At 52.9% G+C, this 17,603-nt stretch carries 14 protein-coding genes and 1 other annotated feature; of the genes, 4 read left to right on the forward strand and 10 right to left on the reverse strand.

The window, feature by feature from the left end:
• Positions 1-6: 6 nt before the first annotated feature.
• The 4 genes from Q3F21_RS19605 to gpr all read right to left on the reverse strand — a co-directional run bounded on the left by Q3F21_RS19605 (position 7) and on the right by gpr (position 3,992).
• Entirely contained in the window at positions 7-972 is a 966-nt protein-coding gene (locus Q3F21_RS19605; RefSeq protein ID WP_340256876.1) for an oligopeptide/dipeptide ABC transporter ATP-binding protein, read from the reverse strand.
• 226 nt (positions 973-1,198) lie between these two features.
• The gene (locus Q3F21_RS19610) at positions 1,199-1,504 is read right to left on the reverse strand and encodes a DUF3679 domain-containing protein (protein ID WP_340256878.1); all 306 of its coding nucleotides are present in this window, start codon (positions 1,502-1,504) and stop codon (positions 1,199-1,201) included.
• 6 nt (positions 1,505-1,510) lie between these two features.
• Positions 1,511-2,689, reverse strand: coding sequence for a stage II sporulation protein P (gene spoIIP / locus Q3F21_RS19615; RefSeq protein WP_340256880.1), 1,179 nt, complete (start codon positions 2,687-2,689; stop codon positions 1,511-1,513).
• Positions 2,690-2,885: 196 nt separating this feature from the next.
• Positions 2,886-3,992, reverse strand: a complete 1,107-nt coding sequence (gene gpr, locus Q3F21_RS19620) for a GPR endopeptidase (protein WP_340256882.1) — start codon at positions 3,990-3,992, stop codon at positions 2,886-2,888.
• A 158-nt stretch (positions 3,993-4,150) separates the two neighbouring features.
• Here gpr and rpsT point away from each other — a divergent pair, with 158 nt between their 5' ends.
• On the forward strand, positions 4,151-4,426 hold the full coding sequence (gene rpsT, locus Q3F21_RS19625) for a 30S ribosomal protein S20 (RefSeq protein ID WP_003390724.1): 276 nt from the start codon (positions 4,151-4,153) through the stop codon (positions 4,424-4,426).
• A gap of 147 nt (positions 4,427-4,573) precedes the next feature.
• Here the strand turns inward: rpsT and holA are convergent, their stop codons facing one another.
• The 4 genes from holA to Q3F21_RS19645 all read right to left on the reverse strand — a co-directional run bounded on the left by holA (position 4,574) and on the right by Q3F21_RS19645 (position 9,750).
• Positions 4,574-5,617, reverse strand: a complete 1,044-nt coding sequence (holA, locus tag Q3F21_RS19630; RefSeq protein ID WP_340256885.1) for a DNA polymerase III subunit delta — start codon at positions 5,615-5,617, stop codon at positions 4,574-4,576.
• Between the two features lie 254 nt (positions 5,618-5,871).
• Positions 5,872-6,768: a hypothetical protein gene (locus tag Q3F21_RS19635; RefSeq protein ID WP_340256888.1), complete on the reverse strand. Its 897-nt coding sequence runs from the start codon at positions 6,766-6,768 to the stop codon at positions 5,872-5,874.
• Positions 6,768-7,313, reverse strand: a complete 546-nt coding sequence (locus Q3F21_RS19640; RefSeq protein ID WP_340256890.1) for an RNA polymerase sigma factor — start codon at positions 7,311-7,313, stop codon at positions 6,768-6,770. Before Q3F21_RS19640 ends, Q3F21_RS19635 begins: the two co-directional genes overlap by 1 nt.
• Before the next feature lie 52 nt (positions 7,314-7,365).
• Entirely contained in the window at positions 7,366-9,750 is a 2,385-nt protein-coding gene (locus Q3F21_RS19645) for a DNA internalization-related competence protein ComEC/Rec2 (protein ID WP_340256893.1), read from the reverse strand.
• Positions 9,751-9,988: 238 nt separating this feature from the next.
• Here Q3F21_RS19645 and asnB point away from each other — a divergent pair, with 238 nt between their 5' ends.
• The 3 genes from asnB (at position 9,989) to comER (ending at position 13,924) form a co-directional block, all read left to right on the forward strand.
• Positions 9,989-11,914, forward strand: a complete 1,926-nt coding sequence (gene asnB / locus Q3F21_RS19650) for an asparagine synthase (glutamine-hydrolyzing) (RefSeq protein WP_340256895.1) — start codon at positions 9,989-9,991, stop codon at positions 11,912-11,914.
• Between the two features lie 260 nt (positions 11,915-12,174).
• On the forward strand, positions 12,175-12,996 hold the full coding sequence (locus Q3F21_RS19655; RefSeq protein WP_340256899.1) for a helix-hairpin-helix domain-containing protein: 822 nt from the start codon (positions 12,175-12,177) through the stop codon (positions 12,994-12,996).
• Between the two features lie 67 nt (positions 12,997-13,063).
• Positions 13,064-13,924, forward strand: a complete 861-nt coding sequence (comER, locus tag Q3F21_RS19660) for a late competence protein ComER (RefSeq protein ID WP_340256901.1) — start codon at positions 13,064-13,066, stop codon at positions 13,922-13,924.
• 55 nt (positions 13,925-13,979) lie between these two features.
• Here comER and leuS read toward each other — a convergent pair whose 3' ends face one another.
• Complete coding sequence (gene leuS, locus Q3F21_RS19665; RefSeq protein ID WP_340256904.1) at positions 13,980-16,397, reverse strand: leucine--tRNA ligase; 2,418 nt, start codon at positions 16,395-16,397, stop codon at positions 13,980-13,982.
• 104 nt (positions 16,398-16,501) lie between these two features.
• Positions 16,502-16,809: a binding site (T-box leader), on the reverse strand.
• A 52-nt stretch (positions 16,810-16,861) separates the two neighbouring features.
• Complete coding sequence (locus Q3F21_RS19670) at positions 16,862-17,599, reverse strand: class I SAM-dependent DNA methyltransferase (RefSeq protein ID WP_340256908.1); 738 nt, start codon at positions 17,597-17,599, stop codon at positions 16,862-16,864.
• Positions 17,600-17,603: the final 4 nt, after the last annotated feature.

Here is a 17,603-nt window from a genome sequence, read left to right on the forward strand (position 1 = left end):
ATTTATTTACGCCATCCAGCAGCGGGCTCGATGGTTGGCTCCTACTGATTGCAGCTCCGGCATCTGCGTGCGGCACTTGTCGTCCGCCTGCTCGCAACGCGGCGAAAACCTGCACCCGACCTGTATCGAGCCGGGGAGCGGGACGTTTCCGGGGATGGAATAAAGCCTATCCTGAGACCCTTCCAGCTTGGGCAAGGAATTCAGCAGGCCGATCGTGTAAGGATGCTTCGGTTGCTTCAGGATCGTCCGGACATCGCCTTCCTCCACCACATTTCCTGCGTACATGACGACAACGCGATGACACATTTCCGCTACCACGCCCAAATCGTGCGTTATCAGCAAAATGGCTGTTTTTGACTCTTCGTTCACATGTCTCATCAGGTCCAGAATTTGCGCCTGAATCGTGACGTCCAAAGCAGTAGTTGGTTCGTCTGCGATCAGCAGCTCCGGATTGCAGGCCATCGCCATCGCGATCATGACGCGCTGGCGCATTCCCCCGGAAAGCTGGTGCGGATATTCGTGCACAATCCCTTCGGCCCTGGGAATGCCTACTTTTTTCAGCATCTCCACAGCACGCTGAAGCGCCTCCTTTTTGCCGATCTTCATATGCAGGCGAATGGCTTCCCCAACCTGGTCGCCTATCGTGTAAACAGGATTGAGCGAGGTCATCGGCTCCTGAAAAATCATCGCGATCTCGTTTCCGCGAATCTCCCTCATCCTCTTTTCGCTGGCCAAAACAAGGTCTTCCCCTTTAAATTTGATGGAGCCGCCGACAATCTTTCCCGGCGGGTTCGGAACCAGCTGCATGATGGAAAGGGAGGTTACGCTTTTTCCGCACCCGGACTCGCCGACGATTCCGAGCACTTCTCCCTTGTTTACGGTAATGGTGACACCATCGACCGCCGGTATTTGCCCGCGGTCCGTAAAAAAGTGCGTTTGCAGGTTTTCGATTTCCAGTACAGGCTGTGACATGCAGGTGCACCTCTCTAACCTATATATTCCATGGGACAAGATGACTAACTGTCAACATTATGCCATTGATCCAATTTTTTGGCAACATATTAAATTTGGAAAATTACAATTTAGCTAAACATATAAAAAATTATCGGCAACAGAACCGAATGAAGAAAAGCCCGCTCGGCGGGCCTGTATGCATCGTCTGGTTTTATCTTCCAATCTGTTTGTCCGTAAACTACTCTTATGGGTCAAAAATACTGGCCATCCATTCGATCACAACCCTGGCGCCATCTTTTACGATCTGCCCCAAAGATTGTCCCGCATTGCTCATGTAGTTGACCACCTGACCAGGGGCCGCCTGGACCTGCTTGCCCATCACGGCGATTTCCATTTGTCCATTATCTATCTTTTTGATGGAAAAGGTTTGCGGCTGCTGCTCCGGCATTCCGCTCACCTTTTGAATGCCGCGCTCCGCCGTTTGCAGGCCCAGCACCACTCCGATCAGCAGGACGATTAACAGTCCTGTCAGCCTTACCGTCACATTCATTCCCACTCACCCTTTCGCGGGCGGCCCTGATTCGGGCTTCGTTACTTTCTCCGCCTGCCAATAGTACTCCGCGAATACGTCCGCAATCGCTTCTGCCGTATTGAGCGACTCTTGCAGCGTATTTTCCGTGCCTCCGATCTCTATTAACAGACTTCCCGGCGAAATGGACTGATTATACTCGCCGTGATCCGTTTTTGCCCCTTTTTCCAGTTTTCCGCGCGATAAACCCGGATACTTCTTCTCCATGAGCTTGTGAAGAGCGTCGGCAAAAGCTTCGTTCTTCTCGTAGTTTTTGTTGCGCTTGCCGACGACGAACAGCGTTCTCGCGTACGTTTTTCCGTTGATGGTCACGGTTGTTTCCTTGCGCGGCAGCGTGTCGCGATGGAGGTCGAAGAAATAGTGCAGCTCCCGGTTTTGTTCGGTTGCCGCCCGTATCGCTTGCAGGGATTCCGCATAGGAATGCGTGTAGTCCCTCCCTTTATCCAGCAAGCGCTGATAAATGTCATCCCGATTCACGTCCGCCCCGATCCCGAGGTCATTCAGTCTTTCAGCGAGATGCTTCCCTACCAGCGATATATTCCGTGTTGGGTGGTTGACGGATGTCCCCACCTGCTTTGCCTCGCTGAGCCATGACTCGCGGTTGTGGGAGTGGTATACGTATACAATCTTTTTACTGCCTGTCGTCGGTCTCGCGGCAGGCTCTTTTTTATCGTTTTCCGCTGGCGGCGCACTCGCTTCTACCGCAGGCTCCGATCCGGCGGCCAGTGGAGTGGCGTCAATCACCTGTTTTGGCGTCGGCGGATACTCGGCATAGTGATCGGCAAGGGCCGTTCCCTTTTCTGGGGCAAAGCGGGGAGCATCTTCCGTCAGCAAGCCGGGGATCTCTCTGCCCAGCAAGCTCCGCAAATCGCCCGGATTGATACTGGTCGCGAGCTGAAACATGAAGCCCGTCACGCTGTTTGTCCCTCGGTCTGTCGAGGCGTGGACCGTATCCGTCAAGGCAGGAATCTCCTGGCCCATCCATTTGAGCATGTGCAAACTGGACACGTGCGCAGCAGCCTGTTGAACAGCTGACGATGCGATCATGACGCGGTTTCCGCTCAGTGACATAAGTCCAGTCACCACAAAGAGAAAGGCGGTTACTATGGAAAGAATGATAAATTGGCGCTGAATTAGGGGTGCCATCTGTCTCCTCCTCATGCTGTGGCGTTGACAAATCTGGACGACCTTCCCGTCGACCGCTTGTCTATGCTTTAGCCTATGAGCGTCATAGAGACGATAGAACCCCTTCCTAGCTTTTCTCTCAAACTTGTCTGCTCACATTTTTGCGGAGATTTGTTCTGTCGAATCGCTTGGGTACTTGCAACTGCGATGATCCCTTTTAATGCGTGTAAGCTCCACTGTTTTGCCTGTCCACAGCGCGGTGCAGAGCACGGTTCAGGCCGGTTGCGATGACGTTGGCGGCCCCTTCGATAAATTCGTCTACCTCTTTCGGCGTCACTACCAAATCCTGACCCAGGGGACGCAATACTTCGTGGATCAACTGCCGCTTTTCCTGCTCCGGGAGTGAACCTACCAATCCCATGAAGGTCTTCCGCTCCTCCATGTCCGGCAAGTCCTCCTCGGTGTACGGCTCCTTTCGCTCCGGCAGAGTGCTCATCGCCAGCTTGTTGAAAGCACGGTTGCTCTCCTTCATGGATTGTCCAAAATGCCCCAGCAAATAAGTGATCGCATCGTTTACAATGGTCGAGGCAAAAACAACTGTCGGGACACCGATCGCGATCACCGGAACGCCAAGCGTCTGCTTGTCGATCGCCTTCCGCTTGTTGCCCACCCCTGATCCCGGGTGAATGCCCGTATCGGAGATTTGAATCGTGGTATTGACCCGATGCAGCGCACGGGAAGCCAAGGCGTCAATGCAGATGACGAAGTCGGGCTTGCTCTTTTCCACCACGCCGAAGACAATTTCGCTCGTCTCGATTCCGGTAATACCGAGCACCCCTGGCGACAAGGCACTTACCTCCCGATACCCTTCCTCGACCGATTCAGGCGCGAGCGTAAACAGATGACGCGTCACCAGCAGGTTTTCCACGACCAACGGCCCCAGCGCGTCCGGCGTCACATTCCAGTTCCCCAGTCCGACGACAAGCGCCTTTTTGTCCTCTGTAATCCCCAGACGATCGAGAAAGGCGGCAAACTCTTTCGTAAAGCGCTGTGCAACCTGTTCCTCAACGGCTGTGTCGTTATCTCTCAGCTTTGGCACTTCGATAGTGATGTAGTGGCCGGGCAGTTTTCCGATGTGTCTTCCTGCCTCTTCGTTTTCAACCTGCAAGCGGGTCACTTTGATCCCTTGTTCGCTTTCATTTGTTTCAATGCGCACCCCAGGGATCACATCGGGGGCGTTCTGCTGCTCCTGTACAAGCTCATGGGCTTCCAGCGCAAGGTCTGTCCGTATTGCGTACCTTGACAAGTCAATATTGTGTTCCATCTCCGCACACTTCCTTTCCCCATTTTGTTCCTGCTACTAGCTTGCTTGAATCATCAATTTTTATTCCGAATCCTTTCTTGCAAATGGGTGGACTGCATGCTAGAATATGTTTTGTTGTATGTATTGCACGCCCATGGTCGTCTAAGGAGGTGACACACATGCCAAACATTAAATCCGCGATTAAACGCACCAAGCAAATCGAAAAGCGCCGCGCACAACGTGCTTCTCAGAAGTCCGATTTGCGTACTGCCGTGAAAAACTTTGAGAAAGCGGTCGCTGCTCAAGATGTAGATTTGGCGAAATCCACTCTTCTGGTGGCTGTGAAAAAGCTGGACAAGGCCGCTACGAAAGGTCTCATTCATAAAAACGCAGCAAACCGTCAAAAGTCTCGCTTGATGAAAAAGCTCAACGTTCTGTCTGCTCCTGTAGCGTAAGCGACGTTGAACCGGAAAAACCCGCGAACATTTCGTTCACGGGTTTTTTTATTTGGAAGCGTGCAGCTTGATCGGCCTGTCACTGAAGCATTGGCTTTACGTCTGAAAGATGCAGACAGCTTATTGGAAGGCAAAAAAACCAAACGGTCATGGCCGCTTGGTTTTCATCCGTTCCTCATAGACGCGGGTCATAAACAGCTCTAGCGCAAGCTGCTTGTCTACCTGGCCTGACTTCATCCGGAAATCTTCCTCCGCTAAAACTGCCAGGAGCCTGCGAAGCGCTTCTTCCGAAAAAAAGCGAGCCTGCTCCCCGGCTTTCTTCACCGCGTACGGATGAACTTTCAGCATCCCGGCCAACTGCTGCTGGGTATAACCTTTGGGCGCCCACTGCCTGACGTGAAGCAGCAGACGAAATTGCCTGGCCATCAGAGCGAGCAGGCGAATCGGCTCGTCACCGGTCTTCAAACAGTCGTACAGCATGCGCAGCCCCCTGTCCAGCCTGCCCGTAGCTATCTGTTCGATCAAGGCGAAAACATCCTGCTCCAATGTCCGGGACGCCAGCTTCTCGATCACTTCTTCTGTAATCGCTCCGCCCTTGCCGACGTACAACGACATTTTTTCCAATTCTTTATCAAGCAGGCGCAAATCTCCGCCTACACGCTCCGCCAGCTTGGCTGTCAGCGTCCGTTCGATGCTTGCCTCGTATTTTTTGGCTTGACGCTCTATCCATGCGTACAAATCCGCATCCCGCAAATACGGGAACGGGATGACCCTCGCTTTTTGCTGCAAGCTTTTCACCAGTTTCTTGCGCTCGTCCAGTTTATCGGCATCCGTGCACAGAATCAGTGTCGTGTACGACGGCGGCTGCTCCAGATAAGGAATCAGTACGTTGGGATCGCTCTCCTGCTTAATCTGCGGCTTGCTGCCTGTCAAAAAGTACGCCTGTTTGGCGATTACCAGGCGATGCTCCCCCAGAAAGGGCAGCGTTTCTGCATCCTGCAATATGTACGGCAAGGATGTCTCCGTGCAGTCATACAAGCTCATATTCAGGTCCGCGTATGCCGGGTCGATCATTTCCCGCTTCGCTAATGAGATGAATTCCTCCGCGAGAAAGGATTCGGGTCCATGCAGCACATAGATCGGAGCGAACTGTTTTTGTTTGATCTCCCGAATTGCCGAAAGAAGCGGCATGATGTCCCCCCCCTCAGGTCGTGTTCCGTGTAATTATAGCACAGCACGCGCAGCTGCAAACGAAAAAACCGCGACCATAAGGCCGCGGCTTTCTTCCGTTGGCACCTCTATGTAAACGTTCTGGGGAGAAGCCCCGGGATACCTTCTCCCGAAACGGTAAGCAGGGGGTGCTTGATACTTTACTATACGCACCCCTTGCCGGATCGGTGCCAGTACACTCGTCATCATCCACCTTCATCACGGCGGACCCGAATTTAATCCTCATCGTCTTCCTTCTTGCCTTTGCCTTGCTCCTTGTCTTGATGATCACCCTGGTCATCGTCATCGTCTTTTTCCTTTTTCTCCTGCTTTTCTTTTTCCTTTTCTTTTTCTTTTGCTTTTTTCCTCTCTTCCTCGTCCGGCACGTCCACGCCGTACGGAAAGACAAGCTTGTCGTCCTGGCCTTTCACTACCGGCTTCGGAGGAGGCTTGGGCACGTTTGGATCAGGTTTTTGCGTATGCGCAGGAGTCTGTTGCTGCGGTTGTTTTGTTTGCGTTGTCTCTTGTTTTGGCGTCTGCCTTTTAACCGGTTGTTGTTTCTTCTTGGGCGGCTCCTTGTCCTCCACTGGTACGATAGGTTGAGATGGATTATTGCTGCTGGGAGGAGGAGTAGGCGGGCCGACTATAGCCGGTTTGACCTCTTCGGGAGGTTGGACCGACGTTCCATGCCGGAAGTCGTCTTCCTCCGGGGGACTAGACGGCCCCCCCATGACTACAAGGCCGATCAACAAACTGGCAGCAACAACACCGCTTCCGATCCGCGCCGTCCAAAGGGTGACGCGGTTCCACTTTCGCCGTTCATGAACGGGTGACGTTTTTGCTGTCAACTGCTTTGGTTCCAGCTTTGGCAAAATCTCCTTTTGCGAGCCGGATGAGGCAGCCGGCTGGACCTTCTCAGACTCCAGCTGCGGCAAAATAGAGTCGACAATGCTAAACCTAGGTGTAACAGGGGGAAGCTGCTCCAACTGCTCGGATACTTCTTTCAAACGGTCATACATGAGCTGCATGCCCGGCTTCTTCAGGAGTATATCGTGAAGCTGCCGCATTTCTTCCGATGAGAGGTCTCCGTCCAAATCCCGCTGCATGCATTCCCAAATTTCTTCGTCGGTCATCAACCTATCCCCCCTTTCTCGTAGTCGTACAACAGCTCCTGAAGCTGTTGTCTGGCCCGAAACAAGTACGACTTGACAGTGTTTAGCGGCAATTCCAACGCTTCCGCAATCTCCTGATAAGAGAAGTCCTCCAGGTAGCGCAGGACGACTACCATTCGGTACTGCTTTGGCAATTTTTCAATTGCTGCTTGTATATCTTGCGACAAACTGTTGAGAAGGATTTCGTCTTCCACGTTGTTACGATCAGGAATGATCAACTCGTGCTCGTCAATCGAGACCGTCTCTTTCTTCGCGCGAAATTTATCCATGCAGACATTGCTCACAACCCGCTGTACCCATGTGGAAAATTTCGCCTTCTCCTGGTACGTATCTATTTTACGATAAATCCTGATTAGAGCTTCTTGTGCGGCATCGAGAGCATCCTGTTCATTGCCTAGGATGTAAAAAGCGCTACGGTAGACAGAGGTCTCAATTGTTCGGAGGAGCTCAACAAGCGCATCATGATCCCCGGATTGCGCTTTCCTGATTAACTCTGCTTCTCCCATATTCTCCTCTCCCTCCTACAGACGGGGCGCTGTGAAAAAAGGTTGCAAGTATTTATTTATCGGAAATTTGTGTCTCCCAATAGATGGAGTCTTTCCGGATCACAAGTGTGATCGCTCCCTGCAGATCGGTTCGAAATACCTTTGCCCCCGCTTCCTGTAATCTAGTAAGCACCGCAGGCGAGGGATGCCCGTAACGGTTTTTTTGGCCGGCAGAAATGACGGCGTTTTTCGGTTGTATAGCAGCCAGCAAATCGGCAGAAGTGGATGTTCGACTGCCGTGATGGCCTACTTTCAAGACGTCTGCCCGTGGAGACAGCTTCCCCGCAAGCAGCTCGTGTTCCCCTCTTTCCTCCAGATCGCCGGTGAACAGCACAGTCGTACCGTAAGCGGTGAGCTGGAGCACGACAGAAGCGTCGTTTCCCGACTCCCTACCGTTCCCATCAGGATGAAGCCAGACCCACTCCACCCCTGGAGCATCCGCCCAGGCCAGACCAGGCTTTCCTGTCAATATCGGGATACGGCGCTCCCGGAAGCGGGTGATCAACTTCTCTTCTTCTTCACGGGGAGATGAGCCATTAATTAGTACGGCACCAATCGAAAAACGCGATACGAGTGCTCCCATCCCTCCGATGTGGTCGTGATCCCCGTGCGTCATCACCACATAGTCGATCCGTTCTATTCCCCTTGCCCGTAAAAACGGGGCTACAACATCTTTCCCAACTTCAAACGGATCGCGTTTTTCTCTCCAGGAGCCCCTGTTCGGATACACTGGGGTCCCTCCCGCATCAATTAAGTATACCTTCTTTTTACCAATCTCGACAACGATAGAATCCCCTTGTCCCACATCCAGGAAGGTAATCCTGACTTCTCCAGCTCCCGAAAACGGCTGTCTGGCCAACCCGAGCAAGAGGACAAAAACTGCGGCATAGAGCAACAGATCCCTTCTCCGGTGATAGCCTAAGTTCCATAATACAGGGATTGAAATCAAATGGACTGTATAGGCGATCAACCACCACAAATCCGGATGCGGCCAATAAGAAAACGGCACATTTGTCTGATGAAGTCGAAACAAGGGATCGTGCAGCCACTCCAGTATTCGCGATGCCAGTCCTGATGGAATGACCGCCAGTGATGGATGCAGAAGGCTGCCCAGCAGAGCCGCGTACCCTGCAGGCAGCACGACGATAGAGAGAATCGGGACGGCAATCAGATTAACCAGCCAGGAAATAGAGTGTGACTGATGAAAGTGATAGAGCAAAAAGGGGAACGAAACAGCCTGGGCAGCAAAGGTGACGCCAAGTGCGGCACTTAGCCAGGGGGGACCGAACCGTACGCACGCCTGACTGATCGGGACATAGATCAGCAAGCCTAGTGTAACGGCAAAGGAGAGTTGAAACCCGATGTGCCACAACTGGTAGGGATTGAAAACAAGCATTGCGATCAAGGCCCAGCCCCAGAGCTCTTTTCCGTCCATCCTCCGGCTCATCGACTGATACAACAGGCCAATACCTCCCATGATCCCGGCACGGACAGCTGAAGCGCTGGCTCCGACGAGAAGAACATATCCGGCGAGCATGCAGGCAGTGCAGATAAGGGCCGTTTTCCGCGGAACCCCCAGACGCTCAATCCCCCACAGGAACATCCCGCTGACGAGCGTGACATGCAGGCCGGAGATGGCCAGAACATGGCTGATTCCCAAATTGGCGTACATCTCCTGCGTATCTGGCGAAACTCCGTCTGTGACCCCCAAAAGCAATGAGCTCATGTAGCCCGCTATTTCCCGATCCCCGAATACCTGGTTCAGCCGCTCCCGGGCGTTGGTTTGCCAGTGGTGAAACAACCCCATCACCCCGGTCTGGCCCGCTTCCCTTACGAGTTCCCCGTATTCCGCGTCCCCTGTGACATAAATACCCTGCCAGCGAAGATATCGCTCGTAGTCAAAGGCATGTGGATTGCGGGCGGGTGCAGGCAAGCTCAAACGCATGCTGCCGGAAATCCGGTCGCCGGAAAGCCATTTTTCGACTGCAAGCGCTTCGCGCTCTTTTTCCAACTTGACGCGAAAGGCAATCCGTTCCGAATCGGGCAGGTCCTGCATTGTTTCTTTGCGGAAGCCGACACTCTCCACCAAAAGAAAAAAGCGCGCCGAATCGCCGTCCCGTTTCACAGGCGTAGCGATCTGTCCGCGAAAGTGAATCAGTGCCTCTGGTGCAGCCGGGACACGCAGATACGATTGGTTCAAACCGTCGTAAAAATGAAAATAAAATCCGCTTCCCAAGAAGATCAAGCCAGCAAGGCTCAGCCTTTTTCCGACTTCCCTGGGAACAAACGCGCACACCGCCGCGAGCACTCCCGCCATTAGAAACAGCCAGGCCATCTGCAAATAGGCTCCCGCCAGCAACCCTGTCAAAAAAGCCAAACCAGCCCCAAACGCAGTCAAGTAGTACCCCTCCCCTAAGAAACGTCAGAGCAACCAGTGTACGGTGCTTCCCGGGGACAAAAAAAGCAAACTGGTTTTCTAACGGAAACCGCCCTCCCGATTCCCGCGTTTTATTATCCGAAAAGCGTCTGTTCCAACGGTTCGCACAGCTTGTTGGGCAATTGGAAAGATTGCTTTGCCCGTCAATCCGTGATAGAGTTAGCTAGAGCAATCTGAGTGAGAGGAAGAGTCATTTCATATGTGTGGAATCGTATCACTCTACAACAAACGGCAAGCGCCCGTCCAGCAAGAGACGATTGGCGCCATGACCCGTGTTATCCTGCACCGCGGTCCAGACGATGACGGTTTTCATCTGGAAGACAACATCGCACTGGGCTTTCGTCGTTTAAGCATCATTGACGTGGAAGGCGGCCATCAGCCGCTGTTTAACGAGACACGAGACATTTGGATCATCGGCAACGGCGAAATCTACAACTACAAGGAATTGCAGCAATGGTTGAAGGAGTGCGGACACGTATTCCATACGGATTCCGACATCGAGACGATCCTGCACCTGTATGAGGAAGTCGGAACCGACGCTCCCAAGCACCTGCGGGGCATGTTTGGTTTCACGATTTATGATTCACGCAATAAACGCCTGTTCGGGGCGCGCGATCATTTCGGCATCAAGCCTCTCTACTATGTCGAAACGGAAGATTCGATTGCAGTGGCAAGCGAAATCAAAAGTCTTTTGGAGCTTCAGGGTGTCAAGAGAGAAGTAAACACGACAGGCTTTTACCATTACTTGACCTTTCAATACGTGCCTGATCCAGAGACGATGTATCAGGGCATCTACCGGATCCCGCCCGCTCATTCCTTCGTCATTCAAAACGACAGGATCCAGCTGGAGCGTTATTGGGACGTAGAGTTCAAGCCGGATGAGAGCAAGCCTTTTTCTTATTTTGTGGAAGGAACTCGCAGCATCATGCTGGAGTCGGTCGACAGGCATCGGGTCAGCGAAGTACCCCGTGGAGCCTTTTTGTCCAGCGGCGTAGACTCCAGCAGTATCGTCGCGATGCTGCGGACATTCGAGAATGTCAAGACCTTTTCCGTCGGTTCCGACATTCCGGGATACAGCGAATTAGACTACGCCCGCAGAACAGCGCAATATTTAGGAAGCGAGCATCATGAACTGGTCGTGAATGCACAGCGTTACATGGACGAGTTGCCCAGACTCATCTGGCACCAGGACGAACCAGTGGCCGACCCCTCTGCGATCCTGCTGTATTTCGTGGCGCAAATGGCCAGCGAGCATGTCACCGTCGTTCTGTCCGGCGAGGGCGCAGACGAATTTTTCGGCGGCTACAACATCTATCGGGAGCCGCATTCCCTGCGGATGTTCTCCCACATGCCTGACTGGATGAGAAGCTCTGTCCGCTTTTTGGCAGAGAAACTCCCTGACCAGGTAAAAGGAAAAAATTTCCTGATTCGCGGCTCCAAAACAGTGGAGGAACGCTTTTTTGGAAACGCGCTGATCTTCAGTGAGGAAATAAAGGAACGTGTGGTAACCGAGGACATTTTGCATACGGAGTCGTATCGCACCCCTTGGTCCGTCACAGAAGAAATTTACAAACGTGCGCAAGTCCTGGACGATGTTACCAAGATGCAATATCTGGACATCCATACATGGCTTCGCGGCAACATTTTGATGAAGGCCGACAAGATGACGATGGCCAACTCTCTGGAGCTTCGTGTGCCTTTCATCGATACAAAAGTGTTTGAATTTGCCGCTACCATCCCGACCAAATATAAAATTGCCAATGGCACTACAAAGCATGTCCTGCGCGAAGCGATGAAGGACTTTTTGCCCCCGGAAATCAAGACGAGGAAAAAGCTTGGCTTCCCTGTACCTACCCGTTATTGGCTGAAAAACCAATTTTACAAATGGGCCAAGGAGCTTATTTTTGAGTCAAAGGTAGATCACTTGATCAACAAGGCCTACGTCCTCTACATGCTGGATGAACACCGTGAGGGCAACGCCGACTACAGCCGGAAAATCTGGACCATCCTGATCTTCATGCTGTGGCATCAGATCTTTATCGAACAAAAACACCAATTTGGCCCATACGTAAGCCCAAGCGTGGAGATTCGCAAAAAAAAGGACTCTCTGGAGAGAATCGGCTGACAGACTCAGACTGATTGCGGCAGGCAGAATGCTTGTGTCTGCGCACAATTGCTTGAACTCCCGCAGCCGCCACGATATTCAAGATATGACAGGCTTCGCTCGTCGAATGACGGGCGGGCCTTTTTTCTTTTGTGGCCGCCCGCTCGATTTCACGGAACAACGTTCTGTCTTGCAAAAAATTTGCCGACCCCCGCTGTCATTTCGTAGGATGCCTGTAGATGCAGGCAGGCTATCCTGCTTGCTCAAATGGAGGTGCTTGCATGCTGTACGACTTGTGGGAACGATATCGCCGATGGATTCTCATCTGTGCCGCCTTGGCATTTGCGGGCGTAAGCTATTGGATCTACCTAGCGCAACAAAATCCGGCCCAAGCGGGCAGCCCGTTTCACGAGGTCGCAGCGGCAAGCGAATCGGTCATTTCGCCTGATGCCCAAACGGCTGCTTCTCCCATTGCTTTCGAACCCCTGCAGAAAAACGGGACCACCCCGGAAATGGGGAGCCGCACAGAAAACACTCAACATCAGAATCCTTCACCCGCTGCGTCCGGCAATGCTTCCTCCGATGCTAGCGGCAGAGCGGGTACTTCTTCCCCTCCCCTCCTCTATGTGGATGTAAAAGGGAAAGTAAGGAATCCAGGACTGTATGCTCTGGAACCAGGTTCGAGAGTAGCAGACGCAATCGAAAAGGCCGGCGGGAGCTTGCCAGAGGCCGATGTCGAGCGAATCAACCTCGCGGAAAGCTTGACCGATGGCAGCGCGATTCTCATTCCGTCAAAAGGAACCGCCTCTGCATGTGCCGAGCAGGACATCGCTTCCGCTGTCACTTCCTCCATCCCATCCCCTGCATCTGCTCCCGCCTCAGGAGGCAAAGCGCCATCCGCTGCCGTCAAGGGGGTCAACATCAATACGGCCAGCCTGGAGGAATTGATGACATTGCCGGGAGTCGGCGAATCCCGGGCAAAGGCTATTATGGAATACCGGGCAAAAAAAGGAGGCTTCCGCTCTCCTGATGAGCTCAAGCAGATCAGCGGCATAGGGGCGAAAATCTACGAGCGGATGAAAGATCAGATCAGGATTCAGTAAGAGCGGGCATGAACGTACACGTCATCTCATAGAATGGGGGGAGAATGAGTAGAGGGAGGAAATTCCTATGGAAAGGATCGGCGTAGTTGGAACAGGCAGCATGGGAAGCCTGTTGATCGATGCCCTGATTGCGTCCAAAGCCTTGTCTCCCAGTCAGATTATCGCTTACAACCGGACGATCGCCAAAGCAGAAACGGTTGCCGGCCGCCACCCCGGTCTTGTCGTCGCCGCATGCAATGCTCAAGTGGCCCAGGAAGCCGCTGTTCTGCTGTTGTGTGTCAAGCCGTTGGAATACAGCAAAGTCTTGCTGGAACTTCGCGATTGGCTGACATCCGACCATATTTTGATCACCATCACGAGCCCCATTCAGCTGGAACATTTGGAGTCGCTTGTTCCCTGCCCGGTTGCCAGAGTAGTGCCCAGTATTACCAATGCTGCAGGAAGCGGTGTCAGCCTATGCGAATTCGGCAAGCGGATCACCCCTGAGTGGAGAGAGAGAATTCTCTCCCTATTCACTGCCATCAGTCAGCCGATAGAGGTACCCGAACCATTTTTGCGAGTCGCCTCCGACATCAGCAGCTGCGGGCCGGCTTTTCTCAGTTACATTCTGCGCAATATGATCAATGACGCGATGGAGGAAACCGGCATATCGGAAGAGGCAGCCTCCCATTTGGCCATGCAAATGGTAATCGGAATGGGAGAGCTCTTTAAAAAGGAGCTGTTTTCTTTTGCTTCTCTTGAAAAGCGCGTTTGCGTGCCCGGGGGCATTACAGGCGAAGGCCTTATTGCGCTTCAGAACGGCATTCCCGGTGTTTTTCGCGAGGTTTTCAAACGCACCCATACTAAATTTGCAGAAGACTTGGAAATGGTAAAGATACAGTTGCAGACGGTCCCGACAATGGGGGGCCCCGGCCACCCTGCGCCTTGAGGGCATAGAAAAAGGAACGGAACCGTATCGGCCGGCTCCGTTCCTCTTCCTTATATTAACGAACGACGATGTTTACCAATTTTCCTGGTACAGCGATTACTTTGACGATCGTCTTGCCTTCGATCAGCTCTTTGATCGTTTCGTTGCTTCCTGCCATTTCTTCCATCTGTTCTTTGGTCGCATCAGCGGGAATGAGCAGTTTTTCCCTGTTTTTACCGTTAATCTGCAGGACGATCTCTACTTCATCCTCCACCAGCTTCGACTCGTCGTATTTAGGCCAAGGCTCGTAAGACAGCGTTTCGTTGTGGCCCAACTTTTCCCACAGCTCTTCGCCGAGGTGAGGGGCAATCGGAGCCAGCATCTTCACAAAGCCTTCCATGTAGGCTTTCGGCAAGGCGTCTGCACGGTACGCTTCGTTGACAAAGACCATCAACTGGGAAATCGCGGTATTGAAGCGAAGATTCTCGTAATCCTCTGTCACCTTTTTCACAGTCTGATGATACACTCTCTCAAGCGCTTGCACATCAGCCTTTGGAGAGATTTTCGGGTTCAACGCGCCATTGTCATCTACGAACAATCTCCATACGCGGTCGAGGAAGCGGCGGGCGCCGTCCAGTCCTTTTGTCGACCAAGCGATAGAAGCGTCGAGCGGACCCATAAACATTTCGTACAGACGCAGTGTGTCAGCCCCGTGGCTCTGGACGATTTCATCCGGGTTGACGACATTGCCCTTGGATTTGCTCATCTTCTCGTTGTTTTCACCCAGAATCATCCCCTGGTTGAACAGCTTCTGGAACGGCTCCTTCGTCGGCACTACGCCGATATCATAGAGGAATTTGTGCCAGAATCGGGCGTACAGCAGATGGAGAACAGCGTGTTCCGCACCGCCAATGTAAATGTCGATCGGCAGCCATTCCTTCAGCTTCTCCGGATCGGCCAACGCTTTGTCGTTGTGCGGATCGATAAAGCGCAGGAAGTACCAGCAGCTTCCCGCCCACTGCGGCATCGTGTTGGTTTCCCGACGGGCTGTCATTCCCGTTTCCGGATCGATCGTGTTTACCCACTCGCTGATATTGGCAAGCGGCGACTCGCCTGTTCCGGACGGCTTGATTTCCTTTGTCTTCGGCAGGACGATCGGCAGCTCAGCTTCCGGAACAACCTTCATCGTTCCGTCCTCCAGATGGAGGATCGGAATCGGCTCTCCCCAATAACGCTGACGGCTGAACAGCCAGTCGCGCAGGCGGAAGGTGACTTTGCGTTTTCCTTTGTTGTTTTCCTCCAGCCAGTCGATCATTTTGGCGATTGCCTGTTCCTTGTTCAAACCGTCCAGGAAGCCGGAGTTGATGTGCTCTCCGTCACCGGCATATGCTTCTTTGGATATATCTCCGCCGCGGATTACTTCCTTGATCGGCAGGTTAAATGCTTTCGCGAATTCGTAGTCGCGCTCATCGTGGGCTGGAACAGCCATCACCGAACCGGTACCGTAACTGATCAGAACGTAGTCGGCAATCCAGATCGGCAGTCTTTCCCCATTCACCGGGTTGATTGCATACGCCCCTGTGAACACGCCTGTTTTTTCCTTGGCGAGATCCGTCCGTTCCAGGTCGCTTTTCCGCTTGGTTTGCTCCAGATAGTCCGCAACAGCCTGTTTTTGCTCCGGCGTCGTAACTTTTTCCACCAGCTTGTGCTCGGGAGCAAGCACCGCAAAGGTAGCGCCGTACAATGTATCCGGACGGGTTGTAAAGACAGTAATGGTCTCATCATGGCCGTCAACGGCAAAAACAACCTCGGCACCTTCGGAACGCCCGATCCAGTTGCGCTGCATTTCCTTGATGCTCTCCGGCCAGTCAAGCTCCTCCAGATCTTCCAGCAAGCGATCAGCGTACTTGGTGATTTTCAGTACCCACTGTTTCATCGGACGCCGTTCTACAGGATGTCCTCCGCGCTCGCTCTTCCCGTCGATGACTTCTTCATTGGCCAGCACAGTACCCAGTGCGGGACACCAGTTGACGGCAACTTCGTCGATGTAAGCCAAACCGTGCTCGTACAGCTTGGTAAAGATCCACTGCGTCCATTTGTAATAAGCAGGGTCTGTCGTATTGATTTCGCGATCCCAGTCGTAAGAGAAGCCCAGCGATTTAATCTGACGGCGGAACGTATTGATGTTGCGCTCCGTAAACTCGGCAGGGTCGTTGCCCGTATCCAGCGCATACTGCTCGGCAGGCAGTCCGAACGCATCCCACCCCATCGGATGCAGCACATTGTAGCCTTGCATCCGTTTCATCCGGGACAGAATGTCTGTCGCCGTATAGCCTTCCGGGTGTCCTACGTGCAGACCGGCCCCCGACGGATACGGGAACATGTCAAGAGCGTAAAACTTCTTCTTGCCCGGATCATCCAGCGTCTTGAAGGTTTTATTCTCTTCCCAATGCGTTTGCCACTTCTTTTCGATTTCCTGATGATTGTAAGCCATGATTCGCACTCCTATCGTAGATTCGTGAAAACAGATGCTTCTCCCCCTGAAAAAAGGGGGCACTCAATGAAAAATAAAAACCTCCCGCCCCAAATCGCGAAACGAAAAGGGACGAGAGGATTGTATAAGCTCCCGCGGTACCACCCACATTGGTGAACAGACGACACACAGAGTATTGCTTTGCTTCATGTAAAGCAGAAGCGACAATCCCTGATGCTTGCAATCGTAAGCTCACCCGCTTGAAGATCCGTATCGTGGATAAGACGCTCCCCCTTACGCAACCATCTTTCGCTTGGCAGTCTTCAGGCAGAGTGCTTCGAGGCGAGTTCGGAAAGGAACGGGTTGACTTTCACCTGCCGTCAACTCTCTTTTGCCGTATCGCTTTCGTACTACTCCTCTTCAACGCATTCCTTATTTGCGGTTGTACCTTCGATTATAGACAATCAATGCCAATGATGTCAACGCTACGGACGACGTGCAGTGAAAAACAAACGCTCGCTTGTCTCTTGCGGCAGTTGACCGCTGAAATCGGCTGTTATTTCCACATCGACAAAGCCGGTCTCCATCAGCCAGCGAGCGAGGTCATACGGCTGATAGGCACGCTGTTCATGAATTTCCTCGATACGTTCGTACAAACCGTTTTCCTGTCGCAGAAAGAAGGTCAGTTCATGCGCTACTTCCAGCCGCAGCGGGTCGCAAAAACATTGCCAAATGTACGAAACTTCCTCCTCGACCAAGGTAAAGGTCTGGTCCCCAAAACCGTGCAGGATTTTGTATGGGCTGTGGACGTCAAACAAAAAGGTGCCGCCTGGATGCAGATGTGCGAAGACGAGTGAAAACGTCTGTTTCACATCTGCTTCTTCCGTCAGGTAGCTGAATGAGTCGCAAAAGGACAAGACACTGTCAGCCTTGGGCAGTTCCAGCTCGCGCATGTCCTGCTCCACCCATTTGATCTGGACCTGCTCCCGCCTCATCTTGTCGTATGCTACGGCAAGCATGTCGGCCGACAGATCGACGCCTGTTACCCGATATCCTCTCTTGGCCAGAGGAATGGCGATGCTACCGGTCCCGCAGCCGAGGTCAATGACTTGACGCGGCTTCCCTTTTCTGGTCCAGACACCCTCTGCCCATTCGAGCCACTGATCGTAAGGGGAGTCGGCCATCAGCCTGTCGTAGACGACCGCCATTTGCCCGTACGCCATCTGC

The sequence above is a fragment of the Brevibacillus borstelensis genome (genome assembly GCF_037834415.1).
In the GTDB taxonomy this organism is placed as follows: domain Bacteria; phylum Bacillota; class Bacilli; order Brevibacillales; family Brevibacillaceae; genus Brevibacillus; species Brevibacillus borstelensis_A.